This window comes from Nocardia sp. CA-084685 (assembly GCF_050955785.1).
Classification (GTDB): domain Bacteria; phylum Actinomycetota; class Actinomycetes; order Mycobacteriales; family Mycobacteriaceae; genus Nocardia.
In genome coordinates this window covers 4,854,299-4,876,344 of the sequence record NZ_CP192094.1, presented here as the reverse complement: position 1 = coordinate 4,876,344, position 22,046 = coordinate 4,854,299, and the positions used below count along the sequence as shown (strand labels likewise).

Annotated in this window: 18 protein-coding genes; 12 read left to right on the top strand and 6 right to left on the bottom strand. The window is 65.3% G+C overall.

Translation table 11 applies throughout. The features are described 5' to 3' along the window. Positions 1 to 153 precede the first annotated feature (153 nt). The 11 genes from ACQP2U_RS22055 (at position 154) to ACQP2U_RS22005 (ending at position 13,784) form a co-directional block, all read left to right on the top strand. The gene (locus tag ACQP2U_RS22055) at positions 154 to 1,371 is read left to right on the top strand and encodes an acetyl-CoA C-acetyltransferase (RefSeq protein WP_433709216.1); all 1,218 of its coding nucleotides are present in this window, start codon (positions 154 to 156) and stop codon (positions 1,369 to 1,371) included. Positions 1,372 to 1,432: 61 nt separating this feature from the next. Further along, positions 1,433 to 1,756 carry a putative quinol monooxygenase gene (locus ACQP2U_RS22050; RefSeq protein WP_433709215.1) on the top strand — a complete coding sequence of 108 codons (324 nt, stop codon included), beginning with the start codon at positions 1,433 to 1,435 and terminating at the stop codon, positions 1,754 to 1,756. 32 nt (positions 1,757 to 1,788) lie between these two features. Further along, positions 1,789 to 2,790, top strand: a complete 1,002-nt coding sequence (locus ACQP2U_RS22045; RefSeq protein WP_433709214.1) for an NADP-dependent oxidoreductase — start codon at positions 1,789 to 1,791, stop codon at positions 2,788 to 2,790. 15 nt (positions 2,791 to 2,805) lie between these two features. Further along, positions 2,806 to 3,432 (top strand): TetR family transcriptional regulator, encoded by a 627-nt coding sequence (locus tag ACQP2U_RS22040; RefSeq protein ID WP_433709213.1) that lies wholly within the window; start codon positions 2,806 to 2,808, stop codon positions 3,430 to 3,432. 18 nt (positions 3,433 to 3,450) lie between these two features. Further along, the gene (locus tag ACQP2U_RS22035) at positions 3,451 to 4,683 is read left to right on the top strand and encodes a PucR family transcriptional regulator (RefSeq protein ID WP_433709212.1); all 1,233 of its coding nucleotides are present in this window, start codon (positions 3,451 to 3,453) and stop codon (positions 4,681 to 4,683) included. Between the two features lie 128 nt (positions 4,684 to 4,811). Continuing rightward, entirely contained in the window at positions 4,812 to 6,290 is a 1,479-nt protein-coding gene (locus ACQP2U_RS22030; RefSeq protein ID WP_433709211.1) for a class I adenylate-forming enzyme family protein, read from the top strand. 33 nt (positions 6,291 to 6,323) lie between these two features. Continuing rightward, positions 6,324 to 8,084, top strand: a complete 1,761-nt coding sequence (locus tag ACQP2U_RS22025) for a DUF3556 domain-containing protein (protein WP_433709210.1) — start codon at positions 6,324 to 6,326, stop codon at positions 8,082 to 8,084. After that, on the top strand, positions 8,081 to 9,532 hold the full coding sequence (locus ACQP2U_RS22020) for a phytoene desaturase family protein (protein ID WP_433709209.1): 1,452 nt from the start codon (positions 8,081 to 8,083) through the stop codon (positions 9,530 to 9,532). The genes ACQP2U_RS22025 and ACQP2U_RS22020 overlap by 4 nt, the downstream gene beginning before the upstream one ends. Before the next feature lie 253 nt (positions 9,533 to 9,785). Beyond that, positions 9,786 to 11,150 (top strand): hypothetical protein, encoded by a 1,365-nt coding sequence (locus ACQP2U_RS22015; protein WP_433709208.1) that lies wholly within the window; start codon positions 9,786 to 9,788, stop codon positions 11,148 to 11,150. 157 nt (positions 11,151 to 11,307) lie between these two features. Further along, the gene (locus tag ACQP2U_RS22010) at positions 11,308 to 12,552 is read left to right on the top strand and encodes an AAA family ATPase (RefSeq protein ID WP_433709207.1); all 1,245 of its coding nucleotides are present in this window, start codon (positions 11,308 to 11,310) and stop codon (positions 12,550 to 12,552) included. Continuing rightward, positions 12,549 to 13,784, top strand: a complete 1,236-nt coding sequence (locus tag ACQP2U_RS22005) for a vWA domain-containing protein (RefSeq protein WP_433709206.1) — start codon at positions 12,549 to 12,551, stop codon at positions 13,782 to 13,784. The genes ACQP2U_RS22010 and ACQP2U_RS22005 overlap by 4 nt, the downstream gene beginning before the upstream one ends. Before the next feature lie 309 nt (positions 13,785 to 14,093). On the opposite strand, the gene ACQP2U_RS22000 is transcribed toward ACQP2U_RS22005, so the two are convergent. The 4 genes from ACQP2U_RS22000 to ACQP2U_RS21985 all read right to left on the bottom strand — a co-directional run bounded on the left by ACQP2U_RS22000 (position 14,094) and on the right by ACQP2U_RS21985 (position 17,848). Further along, the gene (locus ACQP2U_RS22000; protein ID WP_433709205.1) at positions 14,094 to 14,657 is read right to left on the bottom strand and encodes a dihydrofolate reductase family protein; all 564 of its coding nucleotides are present in this window, start codon (positions 14,655 to 14,657) and stop codon (positions 14,094 to 14,096) included. A 537-nt stretch (positions 14,658 to 15,194) separates the two neighbouring features. Further along, positions 15,195 to 16,067, bottom strand: a complete 873-nt coding sequence (locus tag ACQP2U_RS21995; protein ID WP_433709204.1) for a dihydrofolate reductase family protein — start codon at positions 16,065 to 16,067, stop codon at positions 15,195 to 15,197. An 81-nt stretch (positions 16,068 to 16,148) separates the two neighbouring features. After that, positions 16,149 to 16,952 (bottom strand): LLM class flavin-dependent oxidoreductase, encoded by an 804-nt coding sequence (locus tag ACQP2U_RS21990; RefSeq protein ID WP_433709203.1) that lies wholly within the window; start codon positions 16,950 to 16,952, stop codon positions 16,149 to 16,151. A gap of 461 nt (positions 16,953 to 17,413) precedes the next feature. Next, positions 17,414 to 17,848: a hypothetical protein gene (locus ACQP2U_RS21985; RefSeq protein WP_433709202.1), complete on the bottom strand. Its 435-nt coding sequence runs from the start codon at positions 17,846 to 17,848 to the stop codon at positions 17,414 to 17,416. 381 nt (positions 17,849 to 18,229) lie between these two features. Here ACQP2U_RS21985 and ACQP2U_RS21980 point away from each other — a divergent pair, with 381 nt between their 5' ends. After that, positions 18,230 to 19,288, top strand: a complete 1,059-nt coding sequence (locus ACQP2U_RS21980; protein ID WP_433709201.1) for an endonuclease/exonuclease/phosphatase family protein — start codon at positions 18,230 to 18,232, stop codon at positions 19,286 to 19,288. Positions 19,289 to 19,350: 62 nt separating this feature from the next. Here ACQP2U_RS21980 and ACQP2U_RS21975 read toward each other — a convergent pair whose 3' ends face one another. Beyond that, a complete protein-coding gene (locus ACQP2U_RS21975; protein ID WP_433709200.1) occupies positions 19,351 to 20,715 on the bottom strand; it encodes a flavin monoamine oxidase family protein in 1,365 nt (454 codons plus the stop codon). Between the two features lie 220 nt (positions 20,716 to 20,935). Beyond that, a complete protein-coding gene (locus tag ACQP2U_RS21970; protein WP_433709199.1) occupies positions 20,936 to 21,925 on the bottom strand; it encodes a hypothetical protein in 990 nt (329 codons plus the stop codon). Positions 21,926 to 22,046: the final 121 nt, after the last annotated feature.

The following is a 22,046-nucleotide window of genomic DNA, read 5'->3' as shown; positions in this document are numbered from 1 at the left end:
TATCGGACTGGTGAGCGACTATGCCGCAGCTCCGTCAATGTGCCATGTGTCACAGACTCTATCTGCTGTGACGTATTGACCATCGCCCATCCGTCCAGCATGGTGGCGGGAGGTTAACAAGCGCTCAGTAACTTGCGTGAAAGGTTCACAGTCATGCCCGAAGCCGTCATCGTCTCTGTCGCCCGGTCACCGATCGGTCGCGCCGGCAAGGGGTCGTTGCGAGAGCTCCGGCCCGACGACTTGGCGGCGCAGATCGTGCAGGCCGCGCTGGCGAAAGTGCCGGCCCTCGGTCCGAACGACATCGACGATCTGATGCTCGGTTGTGGACAGCCCGCCGGTGAGTCGGGATTCAATCTCGGGCGAGTGGTCGCGATTCTGGCGGGCCTGGATCGGGTGCCTGGCACCACGGTCAACCGGTACTGCTCGTCGAGTTTGCAGACAACCCGGATGGCATTGCACGCGATTCGCGCCGGAGAGGGCGATGTCTTCATTTCCGCCGGTGTGGAAACAGTGAGCCGCTACGTCAAGGGCAATGCTGACGGCCTGCCCGACACCGAGAACCCGATGTTCGCCGACGCTGTCGGCCGGACCGCGAAATTCGCTGCAGGAGGCGAGTTCTGGACCGACCCGCGCACGGAGGGTCTGCTGCCCGACGTCTATATCGCGATGGGGCAGACCGCCGAGAACGTGGCGCAGCTGTGCGGTGTGACCCGTGCCGAACAGGACGCTTTCGGTGTGCGCAGTCAGAATCTCGCCGAGGCCGCTCTCGCCAACGGGTTCTGGGCGCGTGACATCACTGCGATCACCCTGCCCAACGGCAGCGTTGTCGCCAAGGACGATGGCCCGCGGCCCGGAGTCACCCTGGACAAGGTCGCCGAACTGAAGCCGGTATTCCGGCCCGACGGGACGGTGACGGCCGCCAACTGCTGTCCGCTCAATGACGGTGCCGCCGCGGTCGTGATCATGTCCGACACCAAGGCCGCCGAGCTGGGGCTGACGCCGCTGGCTCGGATCATTGCGACCGGAGTCAGCGCGCTGTCCCCCGAAATCATGGGCCTGGGGCCGGTGGCGGCGTCCGAGCAGGCGCTGGCTCGCGCCGGGATGACCATCGACGATGTCGACTTGGTCGAAATCAACGAAGCCTTTGCCGCCCAGGTCATTCCCTCGGCACGGGAGTTGGGTGTCGACTTCGACAAGCTCAACATCAATGGCGGCGCGATCGCGGTCGGTCACCCATTCGGCATGACCGGCGCCCGCATCACCAGCACGCTGATCAACTCCCTGCAGTTCCACGACAAGCAGATCGGTTTGGAAACCATGTGCGTCGGTGGCGGTCAGGGCATGGCAATGGTGCTCGAGCGCCTGTCGTAATCGCACGCATTCTGCTGAATCGGCAAAATTTCCGAGAACGACCAATACAAAGGAGTAACCGGTGGCCGATCCGTATGTAGTGGTAGCGACCATGATTGCTGAGCCGGGGCAAGAGGAACTCGTCGAGCAGACCTTGACGACCGCGGCCGCGGCAGTGCACGCCGAACCGGGCTGCCTCATGTACGCGTTGCACCGGAAGACAGGGACAACGGGCCATTTCGTGATGATCGAGAAATGGGCGTCGAAAGAGGCCCTGCGTGCGCACGGTCGAGGCACCGCAATGCGCGAGATCGGGCAAGCGCTGGGCAACGCCCTCACCGGCCCGGCCGAGATCTCGGTCTTCGACCCGCTTCCGGCCGGCGACCCGGAACTCGGCGCTGTCTGACCAGGTCTGTTCTGCGAAGAAGAGGAGTTAACGTGACAACAACCCAGCAGGTGCGGCTCGCGAAACGGCCGTCGGGGCTGCCCGACGCGGACACATGGAACCTGACGACCGAGGAGCTACCCTCGCTGTCCCCTGGCCAGATTCTGGTCAAGGTTGATTTCATCTCCCTCGACCCGGCGATGCGCGGCTGGCTGAACGACGTGCGATCGTATGTGCCGCCGGTCGGTGTCGGAGAGGTCATGCGATCGCTGGATATCGCGACCGTTGTCGAGTCGACGCATCCGGACTTCGCCGTTGGCGACGTCGTCAGCGGTACTTTCGGCGTGACCGAATACGCGATCCATAATGGCCGCGGGGTGCAGAAGGTCGATATGAGTACGGCGGGCGGCCCGACCTGGTTGGGAACGCTCGGAATGCCGGGGATGACAGCTTATTTCGGTTTGCTCGAGGTCGGTGGGCTGCAGGCCGGAGATACGGTGGTGGTTTCCGCGGCAGCGGGTGCCGTCGGCAGCATCGCTGGTCAGATCGCAAAGATCAAGGGCGCGAACGTGATCGGGATCGCGGGCGGCCAAGAGAAATGTCGGATGCTGACCGAGGAACTCGGCTTCGACGTGGCTATCGACTACCGGAACGAGAACGTCCTGCAGCGGCTGCGGGAGGTCGCTGCGGACGGAATCGACGTCTATTTCGACAATGTCGGCGGCGCCATCCTCGATGCCGCGCTTGCCAATCTTCGGCGCGGCGCACGCGTCGTCATCTGTGGTGCGATCTCGGCATACAACGCGGAGAAACTACCTCCGGGACCTTCACGGTATATGTCGCTGCTGGTTCACCGGGCGTCCATGACGGGCTTCGTCGTTTTCGACTATGCGGACCGCTACGGCGAGGCGGTCGCGGAGATCTCCGGTTGGCTGGCCGAAGGCAGGATCAAGAGCAGGGAGCATGTCGTGGACGGCGGTGTCGCCCGCTTCGGTGAAACGCTGAACATGCTGTTCACCGGTGCCAACACCGGCAAACTCGTGCTCACTGTGTAGAGCCATACTGTCCAGGTGACCGATACAGAGGATCTCTCGCGCGCGGACCAGACCCGTGCGCGGCTGCTCGACGCGGCGGTGGTTGCCTTCGCCGAACGCGGCTTCCACGGCTCGACGACCCGCGACATCACATCGATCGCCGGGGTGAGCACGGGGGCGATCTACGTGTACCACCGCTCCAAGGAAGAGTTGCTCTACGAGATCTCGCGCACCGGTCACCTGGACACCCTGGAGCGAATCCGCACTGCCATCGCTTCGGCGCAAGACCCCGCCGACCAACTGATCGCGTTGATGCGGGAATTCACGATCCATCACGCACGCGCCCACACCGTGGCCCGGATCATCAACTATGAGCTCGCCGCGCTGAGCCCAGAACATCAGCAGGAGATCAAGGAAATCCGGCGCGCGATCGAAGGAGAAGTCCGGAGCTTGATCCAGCAAGGTGTCGCCACCGCGGTATTCGAGAACTCGAATTCCCACATGGCCGCGACCGCCCTGCTTTCGCTGGGAATAGATATCGCGCGCTGGTATCACGAGGGTGGCTCCTGGTCACCGGAGGACATCGGCGACTATTACGCGGAGCTTGCGCTACGAATCGTGGGCGGTCGGAAGTCGAGTCCGTCCGAGCGCGGTCCATCGTGAATATCGCAAGGTGATCACATGCAGAGCGACGCCGCAGAATTGCTCGCGCGGATCGCGGGCGGACTGAGCCGACATGCGCTTGGCTTATCCGAACGTTTGACCGAGCAGATGCTCCAGATCGAGCCGGAGCTGCGCGGCGACAGCCGGGTGGAGTCACTTCTGCGCGCCAGCGTCACCGGCAACGTCGTGATCGCGTTGCATATCTACGAACTGGGGCTGGACATCGACGAGATCGATGCGCCGGCGGAGGCGTTGGAGTACGCCCGTCGCATGGCCCAGCGCGGCACCTCGATCACCGCGCTGCTGCGGGCCTACCGCATCGGGCAGCGACTGTTCAACGACCACATGCTCGGTGAGATCACCGCCACGACGAACGACCTGGACCTGGTCACAGCGGCGGTGGCCGAAATGACCGACCGCTCGTTCGCCTATATCGATCGGGTCTCCCAACAGGTTGTGACCGCCTACCAGGACGAGCGGGACCGATGGCTGCAGAACCAGATGGCCGTCCGCACCGCTCGGGTGCGCTCGATCCTGTCCGGGCAGCGTGTCGACCAGGGTGACAGCGAGCGTGCCCTGGGATATCGGCTCGACCGAACCCATTTGGGCCTGGTTGTCTGGTCCGACGCGGGCGTCGATCAACTGCGTGCGGCAAAACAAGTGGCGACGACAATCGCCGAGCAGGTGTCCTGCCAAGGACAACCTCTGTTGATCCCGGCCGACGAATCGACCCTGTGGGCGTGGCTTCCGCAACCGGAACTCGAAGTGGATCCCGCCGCGGTGAGTGCTCCGCGGGCGACATGGGTGACGGTGGGGAGACCTGCCGCCGGGTTGGAGGGCTTCCGACTGACCCATCGTCAGGCGACACAAGCACAGGCGGTCGCGATGTCCGCACCGGCACCGCAGCGTGCCTCGGTGTCGTGTTCGGCACAGGTTGGGCCGATCGCGCTGATGTGCTCGGATCTGGCCGCCACGCGAGCGTGGATCAGCGAAATCCTTGGGTCGCTGGCGCGTGACGACGATGCCACGGCACAGCTGCGCGAGACCGCGCGTGTCTTCCTGGAAACCAACGGCAGCTTCCAGACAACCGCTGAGCGGCTGGTACTGCACCGCAATACGGTCCAGTACCGGATCCGCAAGGCGGAGGCGGTACTGGGGCATTCACTGCGGGAGGGCCGGCTGGACGTCGAGGTCGCCCTGCTGGCCTGCCGATGGCTGGGGTCGACAGTGCTGCAGCCCGTGGGCGACTGAGTCATCCGTCGTGCGGTGCGCACGATCACTCCGGCCATCTTCATGCGCTCGCGATATGGTCCAGGTCACATCACCTTCCTAACGTGGCATGCACGCCAGCGAGCTGCTGCGTTAGCAAGGAGATCGACATGCATTTCGCCGCCCTCCCGGATGTCCGCGCCGGGATTTTCCCCACCAAACCCTGTCTTGCCGACGACGACCTGGGGCGGATCAGCAACGCGGAGTTCCTCGACCTCGTGCAGAAGTACGCCGATCGGCTGTCGCAGGCGGGGATCGGTGTCGGCGATGTTGTCGCCGTAATGCTGCCCAACCGGCTCGAATTGATCGTGGCAATGTTCGCGACCTGGCGGCTGGGTGCCGCGGCGACGCCGATCGCCCCGTCACTGACCCCGGCCGAGGTCCAATATCAGCTGACCGATTCCCGCGCTCGCGTACTGGTCTGCGTTGATGACGGTGAGTCCGGCAATGTCCATGCACCGCAGCGGCTTTCGGTGCCAGAGTTGGATCGGTACGAAGGCCGCGTCGGTGGTGGGGAGGCGACCGAGTTCTCGAACGACGCGCTGGCGTTGATCATCTACACCAGCGGTACCACCGGACGCCCCAAGGGCGTCGAGCTGACGCACGCGAACATCATGGCGATGGCCGAGACGATGGTCGCGGGCATGCGGCTGACCGCTGATGACCATAGTCTGTTGATTCTGCCGCTGTTCCACGTCAACGGCATCGTGGTCAGCGTGCTGTCGCCGCTGCTCGCCGGCGGCCAGACCACTATCGCGGGCCGGTTCTCGCCGCGGACCTTTTTCGACAGGGTCGAGGCAGCGCGGCCGACCTTTTTCTCGGCGGTGCCCGCCATCTACGCCATGCTGTCGGCGCTGCCGGCCGAGATCCGGCCCGACACCTCCTCGGTCCGGTTCGCCCTGTGCGGTGCGGCTCCGATGCCTGTCGAACTGCTCACCCGGTTCGAGGAGCGCTACGGTGTCCCGATCTACGAGGGCTATGGCCTGTCGGAGGGGACGTGCGCGAGCACGGGCACTCCGCTCGGCGGTGTCCGCAAACCCGGCACCGTCGGTATCGCCCTGCCAGGGCAGGAGATCGCCGTCGTAGACAGCGAGGGCAATTTCCTCGGTGACGGATCGGCGGGCGAGGTCGTGATCAAAGGCCCGACCGTGATGCGGGGATATTTGGGTCGGCCCGAGGAGACGGCGAAGGTGATCGTCGATGGCTGGCTGCACACGGGAGACGTCGGCCGCATCGACGCCGATGGCTACCTCACGCTGGTCGACCGTATCAAGGACATGATCATCCGCGGCGGCGAGAACATCTACCCCAAGGAGATCGAGTCCGCGATCTACACCCATCCTCGGGTGCTGGAGGCCGCCGTGATCGGGCGACCACATTCCATTTACGGCGAAGTACCTGTCGCCTTCGTGTCCTATCGCGATGGGGTCGGGGTCGAGCCGGAACAGATGCTCGATCATCTCCGGAAGTCCTTGGCGGAGTACAAGATTCCCGAAGTAATCGTGACCGTCGACGAGATCCCGAAGAACCCCGTCGGGAAGATCGACAAACGGACTCTGCGCGCCCGCACGGTCGAAGCGCGCCTCTGACACCCCTCGGTTTCCACTCGAAAGAAATTTGCCATGGGATTCACAAAACCGGACCTTCCGGACATCGACTACGCCGAATGGAAGACCCGCCCGCGCGGCGAACGGCTCCGCACCGTCGCGGAACACTGGGTCGAGCACGGCTTCGGCACTCCTTACGCCGTCTACCTGCTCTATGTCGTCAAGTGCGCCCTCTACGTTCTCGGCGCGGCAGCGGTGATCTCGCTGACCCCTGGACTCGGAGCGTTCACCGACATCACCTCATGGTGGACCGAGCCGATCGTCTACCAGAAACTGGTCGTGTGGACCCTGCTATTCGAAATCCTCGGGTTCGGGTGTGGGTTCGGGCCGCTCACTATGCGGTTCCTGCCGCCGATCGGCGGACTGCTGTACTTCCTGCGCCCCGGCACCCTGCGCCTGCCGCCGTGGCCGGGGAAGGTGCCGTTCACCCGAGGTGACGAGCGCGGCATCATCGACGTCGTCCTGTATGCGGTCGTCCTCGGATCCGGCATCTGGGCGCTGCTCGCCCCTGGTCATGGCGCTGCGCCGGTAGCGGGCAGTCACGTAGGCCTGCTCGATCCGACGGTCGTTGTCGCTCTGGTTGTTGCCCTCGGCGTGCTGGGTTTGCGGGACAAGACGGTATTTCTGGCCGCTCGGTCCGAGCACTACCTGTTGATGCTGCTGATGTTCTTCGTCCCGTTCGCCGACATGATGATCGGATTCAAGCTGGTCATGCTGGCACTGTGGTGGGGTGCGGCGACCTCCAAGCTCAACCATCACTTCGGACACGTGGTAGCGGTCATGATGAGCAATAGCCCGGTCATGCGTATCACATGGCTCGAGCGCAAGATGTACCGCGACCCGCCGCAGGACCTGCGCCCGTCCCGGCTCCCGGCCCTGCTGGCCCACGGCGGCACTATCGTGGAATACCTGGTTCCCGCCTACCTGGTCTTCCTCGGCCATGGCGGGCCGCTGACCTGGGCGGCGATCATCTTCATGGCGGTATTCCACCTGCACATCATCTCCACCGTGCCGATGGGCGTGCCGCTGGAATGGAACATCTTCTTCATCTTCAGCCTGTTCTACCTGTTCGGACACTACGGTTACCTCCATGTCTCGGGGCTTCGATCTCCGCTGGTGCTCGCGCTGATCCTGTTCTCCACATTCGTTGTCATCCTCGGACATGTTCGGCCGCAATGGGTTTCGTTCCTGACGTCGATGCGCTACTACGCCGGCAACTGGGCCACCAGCGCCTGGTGTTTCCGCGGGGATGCCGAGCTGAAGCTCGAGCAGCAGGTGACCAAGAGCGCCGCACTACCGGTCGTTCAGTTGACCAAGCTGTACGGCCCGGAGATCGCCGACATCCTGATCCAGAGCGGGATGGGCTGGCGATCGATGCACACCCACGGCCGGGCGCTCAACGGTCTGATCACGCGGGCCGTCGACAACGAAGACGACTACGCCATCCGCGACGGAGAGATTGTCGCCGGACCGATGCTGGGCTGGAACTTCGGTGAAGGACACCTGCACAATGAACAATTGCTGGCAGCGCTGCAGCGTCGCTGCCAGTTCGAGGAAGGCGAGTTGCGCATCGTCGTTCTCGAATCCCAGCCTATCCACCGGCAACGTCAGGCATATCGGATCGTCGATGCCAGGACCGGGGTCATCGAAGAAGGCTACGTGTTGGTCGGGGACATGCTGGCCCGCCAGCCGTGGCCGGAGCCGGGCGATCCGTTCCCCGTCTATCCTCGCCGCCGCGACGACACCCGGGTTCTGCCCTCGGTGCGTGTGCGATGACCACGGCGATCGTCGTCGGCTCCGGGCCGAACGGACTGGCCGCCGCCGTCACGCTGGCCCGGCACGGCGTCGATGTCACTGTGCTCGAGGGTGCGGCCACCATCGGCGGCGGTACCCGCTCCGGTGAGCTCACCCTCCCCGGGCTGCTGCACGACCACTGCTCAATGGCCCACCCCATGGCCGTCGGGTCGCCGTTCTTGACCGGAATCGATGCGGCCCGGTACGGATTGGAATGGGCGTGGCCGGAAATCGACTGCGTGCACCCGCTCGACGACGGAACAGCAGGAGTGCTGTACCAATCCGTCGAGGACACCGCCGCGGGTCTGGGTGCCGACAGCTCGATCTGGCGCCGCCTGTTCGCCGGCCCCGCCGCTGGATACGAGCTGCTGGCGACCGATTTCATGCGACCGCTCCTGCGGATACCGTCATATCCGTTGCGATTGGCACGATTCGGCATCCCCACCCTGATCCCCGCCGCCGCGCTCGGACGGCTGTTCCGGACCGAGCAGGGACGGGCGCTATTCGCCGGGAATATGGCGCACGGCTGGCAACCGCAGCAGCAGATCCTTTCCGCGGCAATCGGTCTCGGCATCACCACCGCTGGTCACCGTTACGGGTGGCCGATCGCGGTGGGCGGCTCCCGTGCCATCGCGGACGCGATGGCGGCCGCATTGACAGATCTGGGTGGAAAGATCGAGGCCGGCTGCTGGGTCGAGTCGCTCGATCAACTGCCGCCAGCCGACCTCGTGATGTTCGATCTGGCCCCGGCGGCGATCGCCGACATAGCCGGAGACCGGCTGCCGTCGCGGGTCTCCCGAGCGTACCGGCGATTCCGGCACGGGCCCGCCGCCTACAAGGTCAGTCTGGCTGTCGAGGGCGGCATCCCGTGGACCAACCCGCACGCCCGCAAAGCGGGAAGCCTGCACGTCTGCGGCAGCGCCGCCGATGTGATCCGTGCCGAACGCGCGATCCATCGAGGCAGGCTGCCCGAGCGGCCCTTCATCGTGGTCGGACAGCAGTACCTCGCAGACCCCGAGCGATCACGTGGAAACCTACGCCCCATAGACCTGTACGCTCATGTGCCACAAGGATATTCGGAGGACGCCACCGACCTATTGCTCGACGCGGTCGAACGGTTCGCACCCGGGTTCCGGGACCGCATCGTCGCGACCACCGTGGTCGGCCCCAGCGCCATGCAGGCTTACAACCCCAACTATGTGGCCGGAGATATCCTCACCGGCAACAAGGACATTCGCCAACTGCTCTTCGGCGGACCACGCATCACCCTGCGCCCCTACCACGTAGCGGACCGGATGTTCATCTGCTCGGCCGCCGTCCCACCAGGGCCGGGAGCGCACGGGATGAGCGGATACAACGCGGCAGCCGCTGCCATGCGAAAGTTCGCCGCCCCCACTGAGACACCTGCCGCCTTCAAACCGGCACCTTGATGCGCTGTCGGCCCCGTCGAAGCCAGCCGCCGAGCGCTGCCTCGGCCGGGATCGGCCACCGATCCGCGATAAACCACATCTCTCCTCGGCGGTGGGTTCGGCGCCGTTGCCACCGCGGCCTGGTCGCGGACTACGGCATCGGGAACGTAACCGTCCGTGTTTGGCGAGTTCCGGTGGTGCGCTCTATGATCGACGCGATGATGATTCTTTCTGATCGCAGATTGGGGGTCCCGTTCGTCCAAGGTGAGTGCTGATGCTCACTGCGAAGACGAATGTGGACGATTCCCGCCTTTCCTTCTGGCCGCGTGTGCGTGAGTTCGCCGTGCCGCCCTCCATGATCGAGACCGCTACCGCTCGGCGACTCGCCGGGGATTGGGCGGGTGCCTGTGCGGCCGCCGGTTTCGATGTCGATGTCGATTTACGTTCTATGGCAAGGGTTTACGGCCGGGAGTTGGCGGCCGAGGTCCGGTCCGATCTCCGGCATTTGGCCCCGGATCTGCTGCGCTGGCACCTGCCGAGGGTTGCTCCGGATGGTTTGCTCCGGCCGGGATTGACGATCACGCTCGCTCGTTATCCCGGTGGCAGAGCAGGTTTCGTGCATTTAGTGGTCCGTACCGCGCCGGCTTGGGCGGATGCCGGGCAGCGGGTCGGCCTCGCGCTGTGGGATGGGCCCGGTACCGCAACCGGCTTACATCCGCATCCCCGGCCGGACCGACGTTTCCGGATGGACCTGCACCGTCACCTCTGGGATGCACGCAGGGCCGATGAGCTGGGGATACGGTGTGGAGCCGAACCGGGCGCCGACCGGTCGGCGCCAGATCCGACGCTGCTGGAGATTGTGCCGTGGGATCGTGGCTACGCCGTTGATCGCTGGGCCGCCGAGGCACGAATCCTACTCGATTCCGAAGGGCGGCAGGAGAGTACGTTCCTTGTGCGGTTGGGTGCCCGGCAACGGGTGATTGCCGAACTGGGGCCTGCTGGCTTGCGCAGTGCGGCGGCATATCCGGCCGGAGCTGTCTCCGCGCTTCCGGTGCTGCCCGACGCCGCGACCTGGCAACCACCCGACCTGGACCTGCTTCGCACCGGCATGATCTCGCTCGATCGACTCCATCCGCTGGTCGCCGCGGCGCTGGTGCCGGACTATTCGCCGAGCGAATCCGTCCGGGGACCAATCCAAGCGGAGCGAACGCACCTGGTGGAATGCGGCGGTGAGCAACATCGAATCGGCTTGGTCGACGGTGCGCTGTCCGCGCTGGACCACGACCGGGGCGAGATCCGGCGCGAGGAGCTCCTGGCCGCCTTGACCGGCACCCCGCTGCCCTGCCTGCAGGCCATCGATCAGGCACATCGCCAACCGGACTGCCTCACAGGTGTTCGCGAACGTCTCGCACATGGCGACGTCGCCGGGGCAATCTGCGTCGTCGAAGGCCTGCTCGGTACCGAAGCGATCCTGCGCGACGGAGCTCTCCGCGACGAACTGACAGCCACCGCGCGACAGCGAATCACTTACGGGCTTTACCGATCCGGCCTGTCCGCATCGCAACTCGCCCCCAACAACCCTGGCGCTCGCCGTCCACGGGATCGCCGCGCGCACCCGCGCAACGCGACGAGCTACTAACCCTGTCAGAACAGTGCGCTCCGCCGCGCGGCGACTGCTTTCCGATCTTGCGACTACACCGCACAGCCGCGCGGCACGACTGCCTAACAGCCCGCGGCGGCGCGACTACTTCCCACCGTCGTTTCCGTTAATCCTCCTACAACACAAGGTGATTCATATGTTTGCTGCTGTCACGGCCGCCGCTGCTCACACCTGCGCGGATCACACTTCCCAGCTCGATATCGCCGCTGATCTACTGACCCTGCTCGGCGAGACCACGACCGAACCGGGCCCCAACACCCAACTGGAGGCCCTCACCTTGGCGGTGGCCGCTGACCTGCCGGTGCTGCTGTGGGGTGAGCCGGGCATCGGTAAGACCGCGGCCCTGACGCAGCTCGCCGAATCCTTGGATCTTCCGCTGACGGTGGTGATCGCGAGCGTGCACGAGCCGTCGGACTTTTCCGGTCTGCCGATCGTCGGCGACGATCCGTCGGAGCACGGTGTTCCGATGGCCCCACCGGACTGGGCGGTGCGGTTGGTCCGGGCGGGCCGGGGGCTGCTGTTCCTCGACGAGCTGTCCACTGCGCCGCCCGCCGTGCAGGCTGCCCTGCTGCGGCTCGTGCTGGAGCGGCGGATCGGCTCACTGAAGCTACCGCCAGGCGTCCGGATCGTGGCGGCAGCCAACCCGCGCTCGTCGGCGGCCGATGGCTGGGAGTTGAGCCCGCCGCTGGCCAATCGGTTCGTGCATCTGCAATGGGTGCACGATCACGATGTGGTCGTGCGCGGTCTCGGCGGCACCTGGCCGCGCGCGACACTGCCGCGGCTCGACCCGGAAAAGCTCACGGAGGCAGTGGCCTTCGCGCGTCGCGCGGTGTGCGTACTGCTCGCCGCACGCCCGAAGCTCGTGCATCAGATGCCGAGCAGTGAAGCGCGCCGGGGTGGTGCCTGGGCTTCGCCTCGCAGTTGGGAGATGACGCTGCGGCTGATCGCATTCGCCACCGCCGCGGGGTCTTCCAGGGATGTGCTGTCGCTGTTGGTTCGGGGCGCGGTCGGGGATGGCCCGGGTTTCGAGCTGCTGACCAGCCTGGACCGGATGGACCTTCCGGACCCCGAGACGCTGCTGGCCGATCCGGCGGGCGCTGAGCTGCCCGAGCGCGGGGATCTGCGCCAGGCCGCGCTCGACGGTGTAGTCGCCGCGGTGCGTAAGCGCCCGGAGCGATCCCGCTGGGATGCGGCGTGGATGCTGCTGGTCAGAGCAATCGAAACCGGTGCGCCGGATCTGGTGGTTGTCCCCGCGACCACACTCGCCACACTGCGCCAGGGAAATTGGGAGGTGCCAGCGTCGATCGAGAAGCTGGCGGGCGTGGTGACGGTGTCGCAGCGCGCCGATCGCGCGGCCGATCTCGTGCGGGTGAGCCGATGACGGTACCGGCAGCGGTTCAGAAACTGGATTCGGAAAAGCTCTTCGCGGCCCGGCTGTACGCCGTCCGAGTCCGGCCTTACCTGGCGACCGCCCTTTTCGCTCTGCACATCGTCGAATCGCGCCGCGTCCCGACGATGAGTGTGGACCGGTATTGGCGCTGCTACGTTTCGCCCGCGTTCGTAGACAGCATGCCCGTCGAGGAATTGGCCGGGGTCTTGGTGCACGAGGTCTCGCACCTGCTGCGCGACCACCACGGCCGTGCTGAGCGCTTCGCCCACGAGCACGAGCTGAGCGGCCCTGGGGAACGGTTGCGTATGAATATCGCCGCGGATTTCGAAATCAACGACGACATCTTCGGCGACGGACTGGTCCGCCCGGAGGGCGCGATCCTGCCCGCCGACATCGACTTGCCCGCAGGCAAACTCATGGAGGAGTACCTGCGGGAGTTCCGGTTCGCAACATACACCCCGGGCATGGCGTGGCTCGATTGCGGCAGTGGCGCCGACGGCCTGGAACGCGAATGGGAGCTGGGGCCGCGCGGCGCGGACGGCCTCAGCGAACAGGAACGCGACGGCGTGCGCTTCCGGGTGGCGCAGGGCATCGTCGGCCGCCCGGGCAACGTGCCCGAAGGATGGCGGCGCTGGGCGCAGGAAGCCTTCCATCCACCGCAGCCCTGGCGCGACCTGCTCGGCGCGGCACTTCGCGCGGCTGTCTCCGCGCCCGGGGTCGGTGAGGACTACACCTATGGCCGACCCGCGCGACGCTCGGCCGGTGTACCCGGTGTCATCCTGCCGAGCCTGCGGCGCACGCCACCTCGCGTCAGCGTGATCATCGATACCTCCGGTTCGGTCAGTGACGCCGAACTCGGCAGCGCCCTACTCGAAGTGACCGCCATCTGCCGCGCGGTGAGCGGTCGCCGCGACCTGGTCACCGTATTGTCCTGCGACGCGGCCGCCCGGATCGCGCACCCGCTGTGCGCGGCCGAGGGCATACCGCTGGTGGGCGGTGGCGGAACCGACCTACGCGCAGGCTTCGCCAAAGCCCTTCGCGCCCAACCCCGGCCGGACGTCGTCGTGGTCCTCACCGACGGTCAGACGCCCTGGCCCGAGACCAAGCCGTGCTGCCGCACCGTCGTGGGCCTGTTCCGCCGGGCCCCTGCATGGAGCGAACGCGATCCCGATTACGTTCCGGACGAACCACCGGCGTGGGCGCGAGTCGTCGAAATCGGCTAGCTGATCACACGGTGCGGAGGTTCGGCCGCAGAGAACTCCGTAGAGGTTTTGTTCTCCGGATCGACGCCCATCTGCGCGCAGCGCGCGTGGGACCGGCACCGCCGCAGCGGTCGAGAAGCCGTGCCGCTGCCTGGTACGGACTCCGGTTGTTCTCCACGAGATTTCAACGTCCGGGTACGTGGCAATGGCCTACTGGGTCGCCGTAGTATTCGCCGAAAATCGGGCGGATATGGCGTAGCAGCAATATAACCGGGGCCAACTACGATTGACGTTGGGCCGTCCTGGTCGCCGCAGGAAAGCGGGTTGGATTCAGCGTCGGACGCGATAACGAATATGCGTAGCCGCAGGCGTATTGATCACCTCGACGATGTCGAGTTCGATCTCCGACGGCAACATGTCGAACAAGCGACGTCCACGACCGAGCAACACCGGAATCACATGGACCTGCAGTTCGTCCAGCACCCCCGCTGTCAACGCCTCACGCACAGTGTAAGCGCCGCCGCGTATCTGCACATTCCGCTCCCCAGCAGCAGCTTTCGCCTGTGCCATCGCGCTTTCGATGCCGTCTCGCACATAGGTCACCAGCGGATAACCCCAGCGAGCGGCCGGTGTAGGCGGGCGATGGCTGGGTACGAAGATCGGTTGGCCGTTGTGATCGCCACCCCAGTGGTCCATCAGCTCCGCGGTCCGCCGGCCCGACAACACCGCACCCGCGGCGTTCCACTCCTCCTGGAACTGGACGAGCGGCCCGGCCGCGTCGGTCTCCTCGGCCCACAGGTGCAATCGCTCACCGCCCTCACCGCCGAGGAAGTCATCGGAATCCGCGATATACCCGTCGAGCGACATCGACATATCCAGCACTGATACAGACATAATTGACTCTTTCGCAGGTTTCGAGAGTGAGCTTCCTACCCGATCAGACGACGGCGGGCCGTGGAATTCATCGCTAACTCGCCGCAGGTTCCGACGACAGACCCGTGTCGCCACGAACCCCAGCCTCCAGCACCCCGACCAACCACCCCGCCCCGCAGCACAACCACGAAGTCACCCCAACAGCAGCGACGCCATATCCGCCCGATTTCGGGCCATTAATACTGGAGCCCCCCTACTTCGACACAGGCCCTGGACGCCCGGATCCCGAACGATGCGGCAGCCGCGGCGCACCAGGCGTGAACCCGCCACCTCGTGGAGCCACCACGGCCGCGAAATCCGCATCGTGTATGGCCCGCTCACGGGCGAAAACCATGGGATGAAATGCCGCCACAACGACCTGATGCACCCCCGGTGAATGAGGTGGCGTGGGGGAAGTTGCCTGAGTTGTTGTGCGTGCTGGTCACCACTCGACTCGACGTGCGGTAGGCAGTAGCACTGGCGCTGCGGTGACGCATGACTGTTCGCCGGTCTCGGGGGTCAGCGTGCCCGGTCGTAGATGAGGGCGACCTCGCCGAGGTCCCCGGTTTCCTGATGTGCGAGCTGCCATTTCGAGGCCGGGAGGCCGTTGTCGAAGAGGCGTTGGCCGCCTCCGGCGATCTCGGGGCAGATGATGAGATAGAGCCGGTCCAGCAGGTCCGCCGCGAGGAGCGGTTTGATGATGCTCGCGCTGCTGTTGACGAGGATGTCACCTTCGCCGGTGGTCTTCAGTTCGGTGACGACGTCGGCGGCTGGGGCGTTTACGATGCGGGTGCGTTTCCACGGCGCTTCGGTCAGGGTGCTCGACAAGACCACCTTCTCGGTATCGACCAGCCATTTCGCGTAGCCGCGGTCGCGTGGATCGGCGCTGTCGTCCTGGGCGACCGAGGGCCAGAATCCAAGGAACCCTTGGGCATTCAGACGGCCGAGCACTGCCGTGGTGGCGTTCTCCCAGATGCGGTTCATGTGGTTTCGTGCGACGTCGGTAGTCGCGTAGGGGACGATCGCGCCCATGTCGGCGGGCCCGCCGGGGCCGTTGTAGCGACCGTCGAGGGTGATGCTGATATTCGCGGTCACCTTGCGTCTGGTCATGGCTGTCTTCCTATTCGATATACGGAGTACGGTCTGGACATCTTTTCGTCGTAGGTAGCCACCGCACATCGGTGTCGCTGTGCACTTTTCCACTGGCGCACCCAATGACATCCATGCATCGCGAAACAGCGGCGTGCCTTTGCCCGTGGCGGCGGGCAGCACCCATAGGCGGTACTCGTCGACCACGCCGAGCTTGATCAGGGAGTGCATGAACTCGGTGCCTCCGGCGGCGACGAGGTCCTTGCCGGGCTCGGCCTCGAGCTTAGCGATCTCCTCCGCCATGTCACCGCTGGCGATCCGGGGCTCGGGCCAGTCGTCGGCGGATTTCAGGGGTGCCGCCTCGCATCGGCGCTCGCCACCCAACTAATGTCCGGCGAGCTCGGCGACGACCGGAGCGAACTTGTCCGCGCAGTCGGCGCCGAACACGAAATAGGAGAAACCGATCTCCTCGCGCCGCCGCTGGATTTCCTCGGCGGCGGCCGCCGGGTCATCCGGAAGTACGGTCAGTGCGTCCGCCGCGCGAAGCGCAGCAGGGTCGGTGTCGGGGGGTGCCATGTGCGGCGCGACAGTGTCGCCGATAACCGGCACGGCGAGCGCGAGCTCGAGGTCTCCACTGGTGCGGAAGTCGCGTGCCAGTCGCTCGACTTCGACCCGAGGCTGATCCCCCAGCGCGAAGGTCACCGTGTCTGCGACGTCGGCCGCCAGCGCGCGGGCCTTCGGACCGAGTACGGCCATCGCCACAGGCGTGTGCAGGTCGGGGCCGTCGAGATCCCGCAGCGCCTTGACGGTCTCGCGTATCTGGTCCAGCCGCTCGTTCGGCGGACCGACGGGCAGTCCCTTGTCGCGGAGTTCGTCCTCGATTCCCGGTCTGCCGGTGCCGATGCCCATCTCGAAGCGACCGTCGGTCAGTAGCGACAGCGAGTGCGCTTCCCACGCCGTCATCCAGGCCGGGCGGAATGGGGAGGCGTACACCCAGGTGCCCACACGCAGGTCGGTAAGGGCCGCGGCGGTGGCCAGCATGGGGGCGGGCGCCGGTTGCGTGAGCGGGAAATCGGGCACCAGCAGCGTCGAGTAGCCGCTGTCGGCGATGCGGCGCACGCGATCTCGCCACGTCGGCAGGTCGGTTCTGAGCGGGGCAACGACCCCGAATCGAAACGGTTTCGTCATGTCTAGATTCCTGTCTGTCGGTATATCCAAAGGTCTCGACGACGGGTCCACCCGAAATTCATCGGAGCAGCCAAGATCGTGTGCACGCTCCCGCGAATGCTCTGAACTCGGCATGAGCGCGCAGTCTCGAGAGGTTCCGCCGTCCCGCGTCAACCTTGTGATCAGCTAGTTCCTGCCGTGACCGTGACTCGAGACAGTCGTTGGGCGCCGGGGCGGGTGCCGTACTGACTACTGATGACGACGTGTCGCTGTTTCGGTGCGTCCAAAGCGCCGAAAGCAGCCATCAGGTGGTCCGCAATATCGGCCAAAGGGTCTTGGCGGTCGTCGGGATGATTCTGGGCTTCGCCGGCCACGCTCGCCACTGTCAATTCGCTGGTATCCCGATTGCCGTTCCCGTGGTTGCGGCATGTCTGCGAAACTCCTTCGTGCGGAAGGGGTTTCGGGTCGATGTGCAGTGGTTGTCAGTTGGGCAGGAAGCAGCGGTCGTTCGGCAGGGATTCGACGGTTCCAGCGGGCATGGTGACTTTGGCGCAGGCCAGCGTTGGGTACGAGCTGGGCGTATCGGAGTCGGCAGGAAAGTCGGCGCAATAGGTGATGGTGAGATGGTCGCCCACGGTCACAGTTCGGTTGAGCGTGAAGTCCGCTGGGGCGGGCTCGCGCGTGGACAGCGAATTCTGCTGTTGGTCACCGTCGATCATCAGAGTGCATTGCACGGTGGCGCCGGCGAGATCGGTGCTGATCTGACGCAATGTCGCAGTGACTGTATCGCCCGCGGTGGTGATGGCTGCGCTGCTGGGGGGAGTGATGGTGGCCTCGGCCAGGGCGGGGACAGCGATGACGGCCGCTGCGGCCGATGATGCGACGGTAAACCCTCGAATTGTTCTGCGTGCGATCATATGAATTTTTTGTCCTTCGATCGGGGATAAGAGGTGGAAGTTGCGGTTGTGCAGCAGACATCGGCCGACAACCTGATGCTCATCGAATAGGTAGCCGACAAACATCGGTATTGTCGACGCGCCCGCCGTCGGTGCAGTCGTCGCCTGGAGAAGCGACGCAGAGCCACGCCACCGTGGTCTACACCGAACCGGACGCTGCGAAGGACAGGTCGATGCGCAGTGGAGGTCAGCGGTCGAGGTCGCGCCCGCTACCGACAAGGCAGGCGTCGCGACTGGGGCCACGGTCGGGCTCGACCGCCGTGGGCCCTCATCCGGCTGTCGGATGTGCGGCAAGGGCACGCCTGGCAATGGTCGGCATTTCGATGGAGCGATGATGGTTTGATGAGGCGACGCGATGATGACTCGGGGTCGGCAAGGGCAGGGGCGGGCGGCGCGCTGGCGGCTGGTTCGGAGATTTCCGCTGCCGCACCCGGGCCACGCGAGATCCGGGTGCTGGCATTGAACACATGGCACAGCGGCAGCAAGGTCTCCAATGGCATCGGGCTGCTCGCCGATCTCATCATCGCGACGCAGGCCTCGATCGTGCTGCTTTCGGAGGCAACCGAAGCGACCACGGCCGTCACGGCCGAATTGATGCGCCGGGGGCGCGAATTCAACGCCATTGCCTCGCACGACACCGGAATTCTGTCGGTGTTTCCGGTCCAGGACAGCGCCGATCTGCAATGGATGGTCAAGGCGCGGTTGAACATCGGTGGTAAGCGCCTGACCGTCTATTCCGCGCATCTGGAGTATCGCTGGTACGCCTGTAACCTGCCCCGTGGGTACGGACCCGGAACACCGGCGCCGGGTGAGTTCGCCGAGCACGAGTGGAACAAGCTGCCCGACGGTCCGGTGACCGACCTTGGCGTGATCCGACGCATCAACGCGGCCTCGGGCCGCCCGGATGTCATCAGCGACTTTCTCGCCGACGCGAAAGCCGAGATCGCCGAGGGGGCTTCGGTCATCATGGGTGGCGACCTGAACGAGCCGTCCCTGCTGGATTGGACGCCCGCGACAGCGAAGTCGTTCGACCACAACGGTGTGGTGTTGGCGTGGGAGACCACTCGACGACTGCGGCAAGCCGGTTTCATCGATGCCTACCGATCGATGTATCCGGACCCGGCCACCCATCCCGGACTGACCTGGCCCTCTGACAACCTCGACGTGGATGTCTGCGAGCTCGCCTGGGCTCCTGAGGCCGACGAACGTGACCGTGTCGACTACATTTTCGTTCATGGTGCCGCGCTGCACCTGTCTGCCGTCGGCATCATCGGCCCGCGCGGGTCCATCGTGCGCGGTACTCGACGCCAAGAATCAACCCAGGACAACTTCCTCGCCTCGCCCGCGCAGTGGGGCAGCGACCACAAAGGCATCTTCGCGACATACCAATTCGCCGACTGACAGCCAGGCCGGGGGAGCTGCCGGGGTAGTAGGAAGGCGATCCGGCCGGATAGTTTCCGTCCTCAGACGGCGCTCACGGTCTCGTGCTCGAGCACTTCACGTGCCACCCGTTCTCCCGAGCGAACGGCTCCGTCGACCCAACCGCACATGATGGCAGAACTTTCGGTTCCGGCCCAGTGGATACGGCCGCACGGCTCACGCAGAGCATGGCCGAACTGGGTGAGGACTCCCGTGGGTGCGTGACTGAGCATCCCGCCGCCGGAGTAGCGTTCGACAGTCCAGTTGTGCTCGACGTAGTCGATCGGGGAGCCGGCCCTGTCGCCGAACCGCTCGACCAGTGCACCGAGTATCGTCTTCCTTCGCTCGGCCTCGTCGAGTTGTCCGACCTGCCGCGCGATGGGGCCCTCAACGATGACACAGAGGATCCCGGGTCGCCCGGTATCCGTGCAGGCATCGATGGTGATGGTCGCGGGTGACCCCGGTGCGGCCGACTGCCCGGACAGTCCGTCGTGGCGCCAGAACGGCTCGTCGTACACGGCGGCAATCTTGATGATCGAGCCGCTCGGCATCCGCTGATGCAGAAACGATCGATCCACCGGCAGCATGGGCTCATACAGAATGTGACTCGCGATGGCCAGGGGAACCGCCACGATCGCCCGACGAGCGCGCACCACCAACTCCTCCGCGCGCACCGTCACGCCGGCACTGTCCTGCTCGATCCGACGGACCGGCTGCGACAAGTGGATCGAGTCGCCGATCTCGGCCGCCATCGGCCGGTAGATCGCACCCATACCACCGACCGGCCGAGCATCCTGCGAGCCGTCCTTGACACCGAGGACGAAGTTCGGCCCTCCCGCCGATGCCATCTGGTACAGCACGAACAGTAACGACACCTCCGATGCGGCCGAGGTGTAGCAGCCGGCGACGGCGGTCTCGAGCAGGTCACGGGCGGGCCTGGACAGCACGTTGTCATCCAGCCACTGCGCGAGACTTAGCTGGTCCAATCTGGCTGCCTGCTTCGATGTCCACGGCGCGTCGAGGGGAACCGACTCGCCCATGCGTCCCAACTCCAACAACGCCGCACCGAGGTTCATTGCCGCCCAAGGGCTCATCGTCCAAGGAATCGTGCCCGTGTATCGGTGCTGCTTGCCATCGACCACGATGATGGCTTCACCGTCGGTGTACTGCTGATAACTCGGTACCCCGAACTCGTCCATCAGCGCGTGGATCCGGTCCTGCCCCGGTCCTACCCACGCGCCACCTCGATCGATCCACGATCCGTCGGCGCGCACTTCGGTGCAGGTGCGCCCGCCCAACCGATCGCGGGCTTCCAGCACCGCTACCGATCGACCTGCCTGTTTCAGCCGCAGTGCGGCTGTCAATCCTGCGAAGCCTGCACCGATCACGCAATAGTCGACATCTGTCATGGCGAGCTGTCCTCGTATCGCAGTTCTGCGCACGGCCCTCGTAGGACCAGCGCACGATCGCGGCACCCTCGACACACCGGGTGCACATCGCCTTCGATCAGGTAGACGCGTCGAATATTCAATTCTAGAGCGAATCGCGTGTCAGGTTAAGCCGTTGGCCGAGCCAGTCCCGTGCCGACGGCTGGGCCGGTGTCGTCGCGGTCGAGTTCGGCAGCTCCAGTCAGCGGTTCGGCGTGAAGGGTTCGGTGCCGAGTACCAGGCGCAGGCCTGAAATACCGGAATGTGCTCGGGCGTAGGCCAATTCGTGGCTGATGTCACCGACGTTGTTGACGATGGGAAGCGAAATGGCGAGTGTGGACAGCGTGCCGAGCGCATAGCCGTCGTGGTCGAGCAAGGCGCTGCCGCTGTCGCCCGGGATACCGGGGATGGGGGCGACAAATGCGTGGGTCCAGCCGCCGGCAGCGATATCGTCGATCTTGCTTTCACCGATCTGCGGGGACAGTCCGGCGATTCCGCCACGCAGAAGGGAGTTCCAGTAGCTGTAGAGGCGGTCGCCGGCGTTCGTGCCGTTGGTGTTGAGGCCGATCGGGCCACCCCAGTGCGGCAGGCTCGGGTTGACTTTACCGACGTCCTCCGGCGCGAGCCGCACCAGCGCCAAGTCGTTGTAGGCGCAGGTATTGGGGTCTTTCTCGCCGATTTCCTGCATGGTCAGCCAGCTGCTGTACGCGAGGTGACCGGTGGAGGTGGTCGCCGGGCTGGAAACCGGCGAGAAACTGCGGTTGAAACCCACGTCGGTTCCCAGGGGAAGGCTGCCGGCGGTGCAGCCATCGGTATCGGTGACCCCTCCCGTGGTGCCGCAGTGGGCCGCTTGGCCGATGTACACATGGCCGGTGTCATCAACGAAGACGTAGTTCGCCGTGCATTGGACCGCACCTTGGGTATAGGTCTGTATCCCGGGGGTGATTACGGCGGAGCCGGCGGGTGCCCATTGATGCCCGGCATGCTCGGCAGCAACGGTCGTCCCGTAGCCGGCGCCGAAAGTGAAGGCACTCCGATGCGGCGACGCAGGCGTCGCAGCCGAAGCATGGTTGTCTGCTGAGCTGTCGGTGCCGGTCTCGCTGGCACAACCGGCGGCCAGGTACGTGCCGGTCGCGGCGAGTACGCAGGTCACCGGAATGGCGAACGCGCGGCGAAAACTGGACAGCTGCATGGATAGTCTCCTAATGGTTGTGAGGTTGACGATCTAGCGCTGGGATGCGGACAGCAAAGCGCCCGGCTCGACGAGGTTGCCCAGCGATTGCATCCGGTCTTCTGCGGCCTCGGTCAGGGTT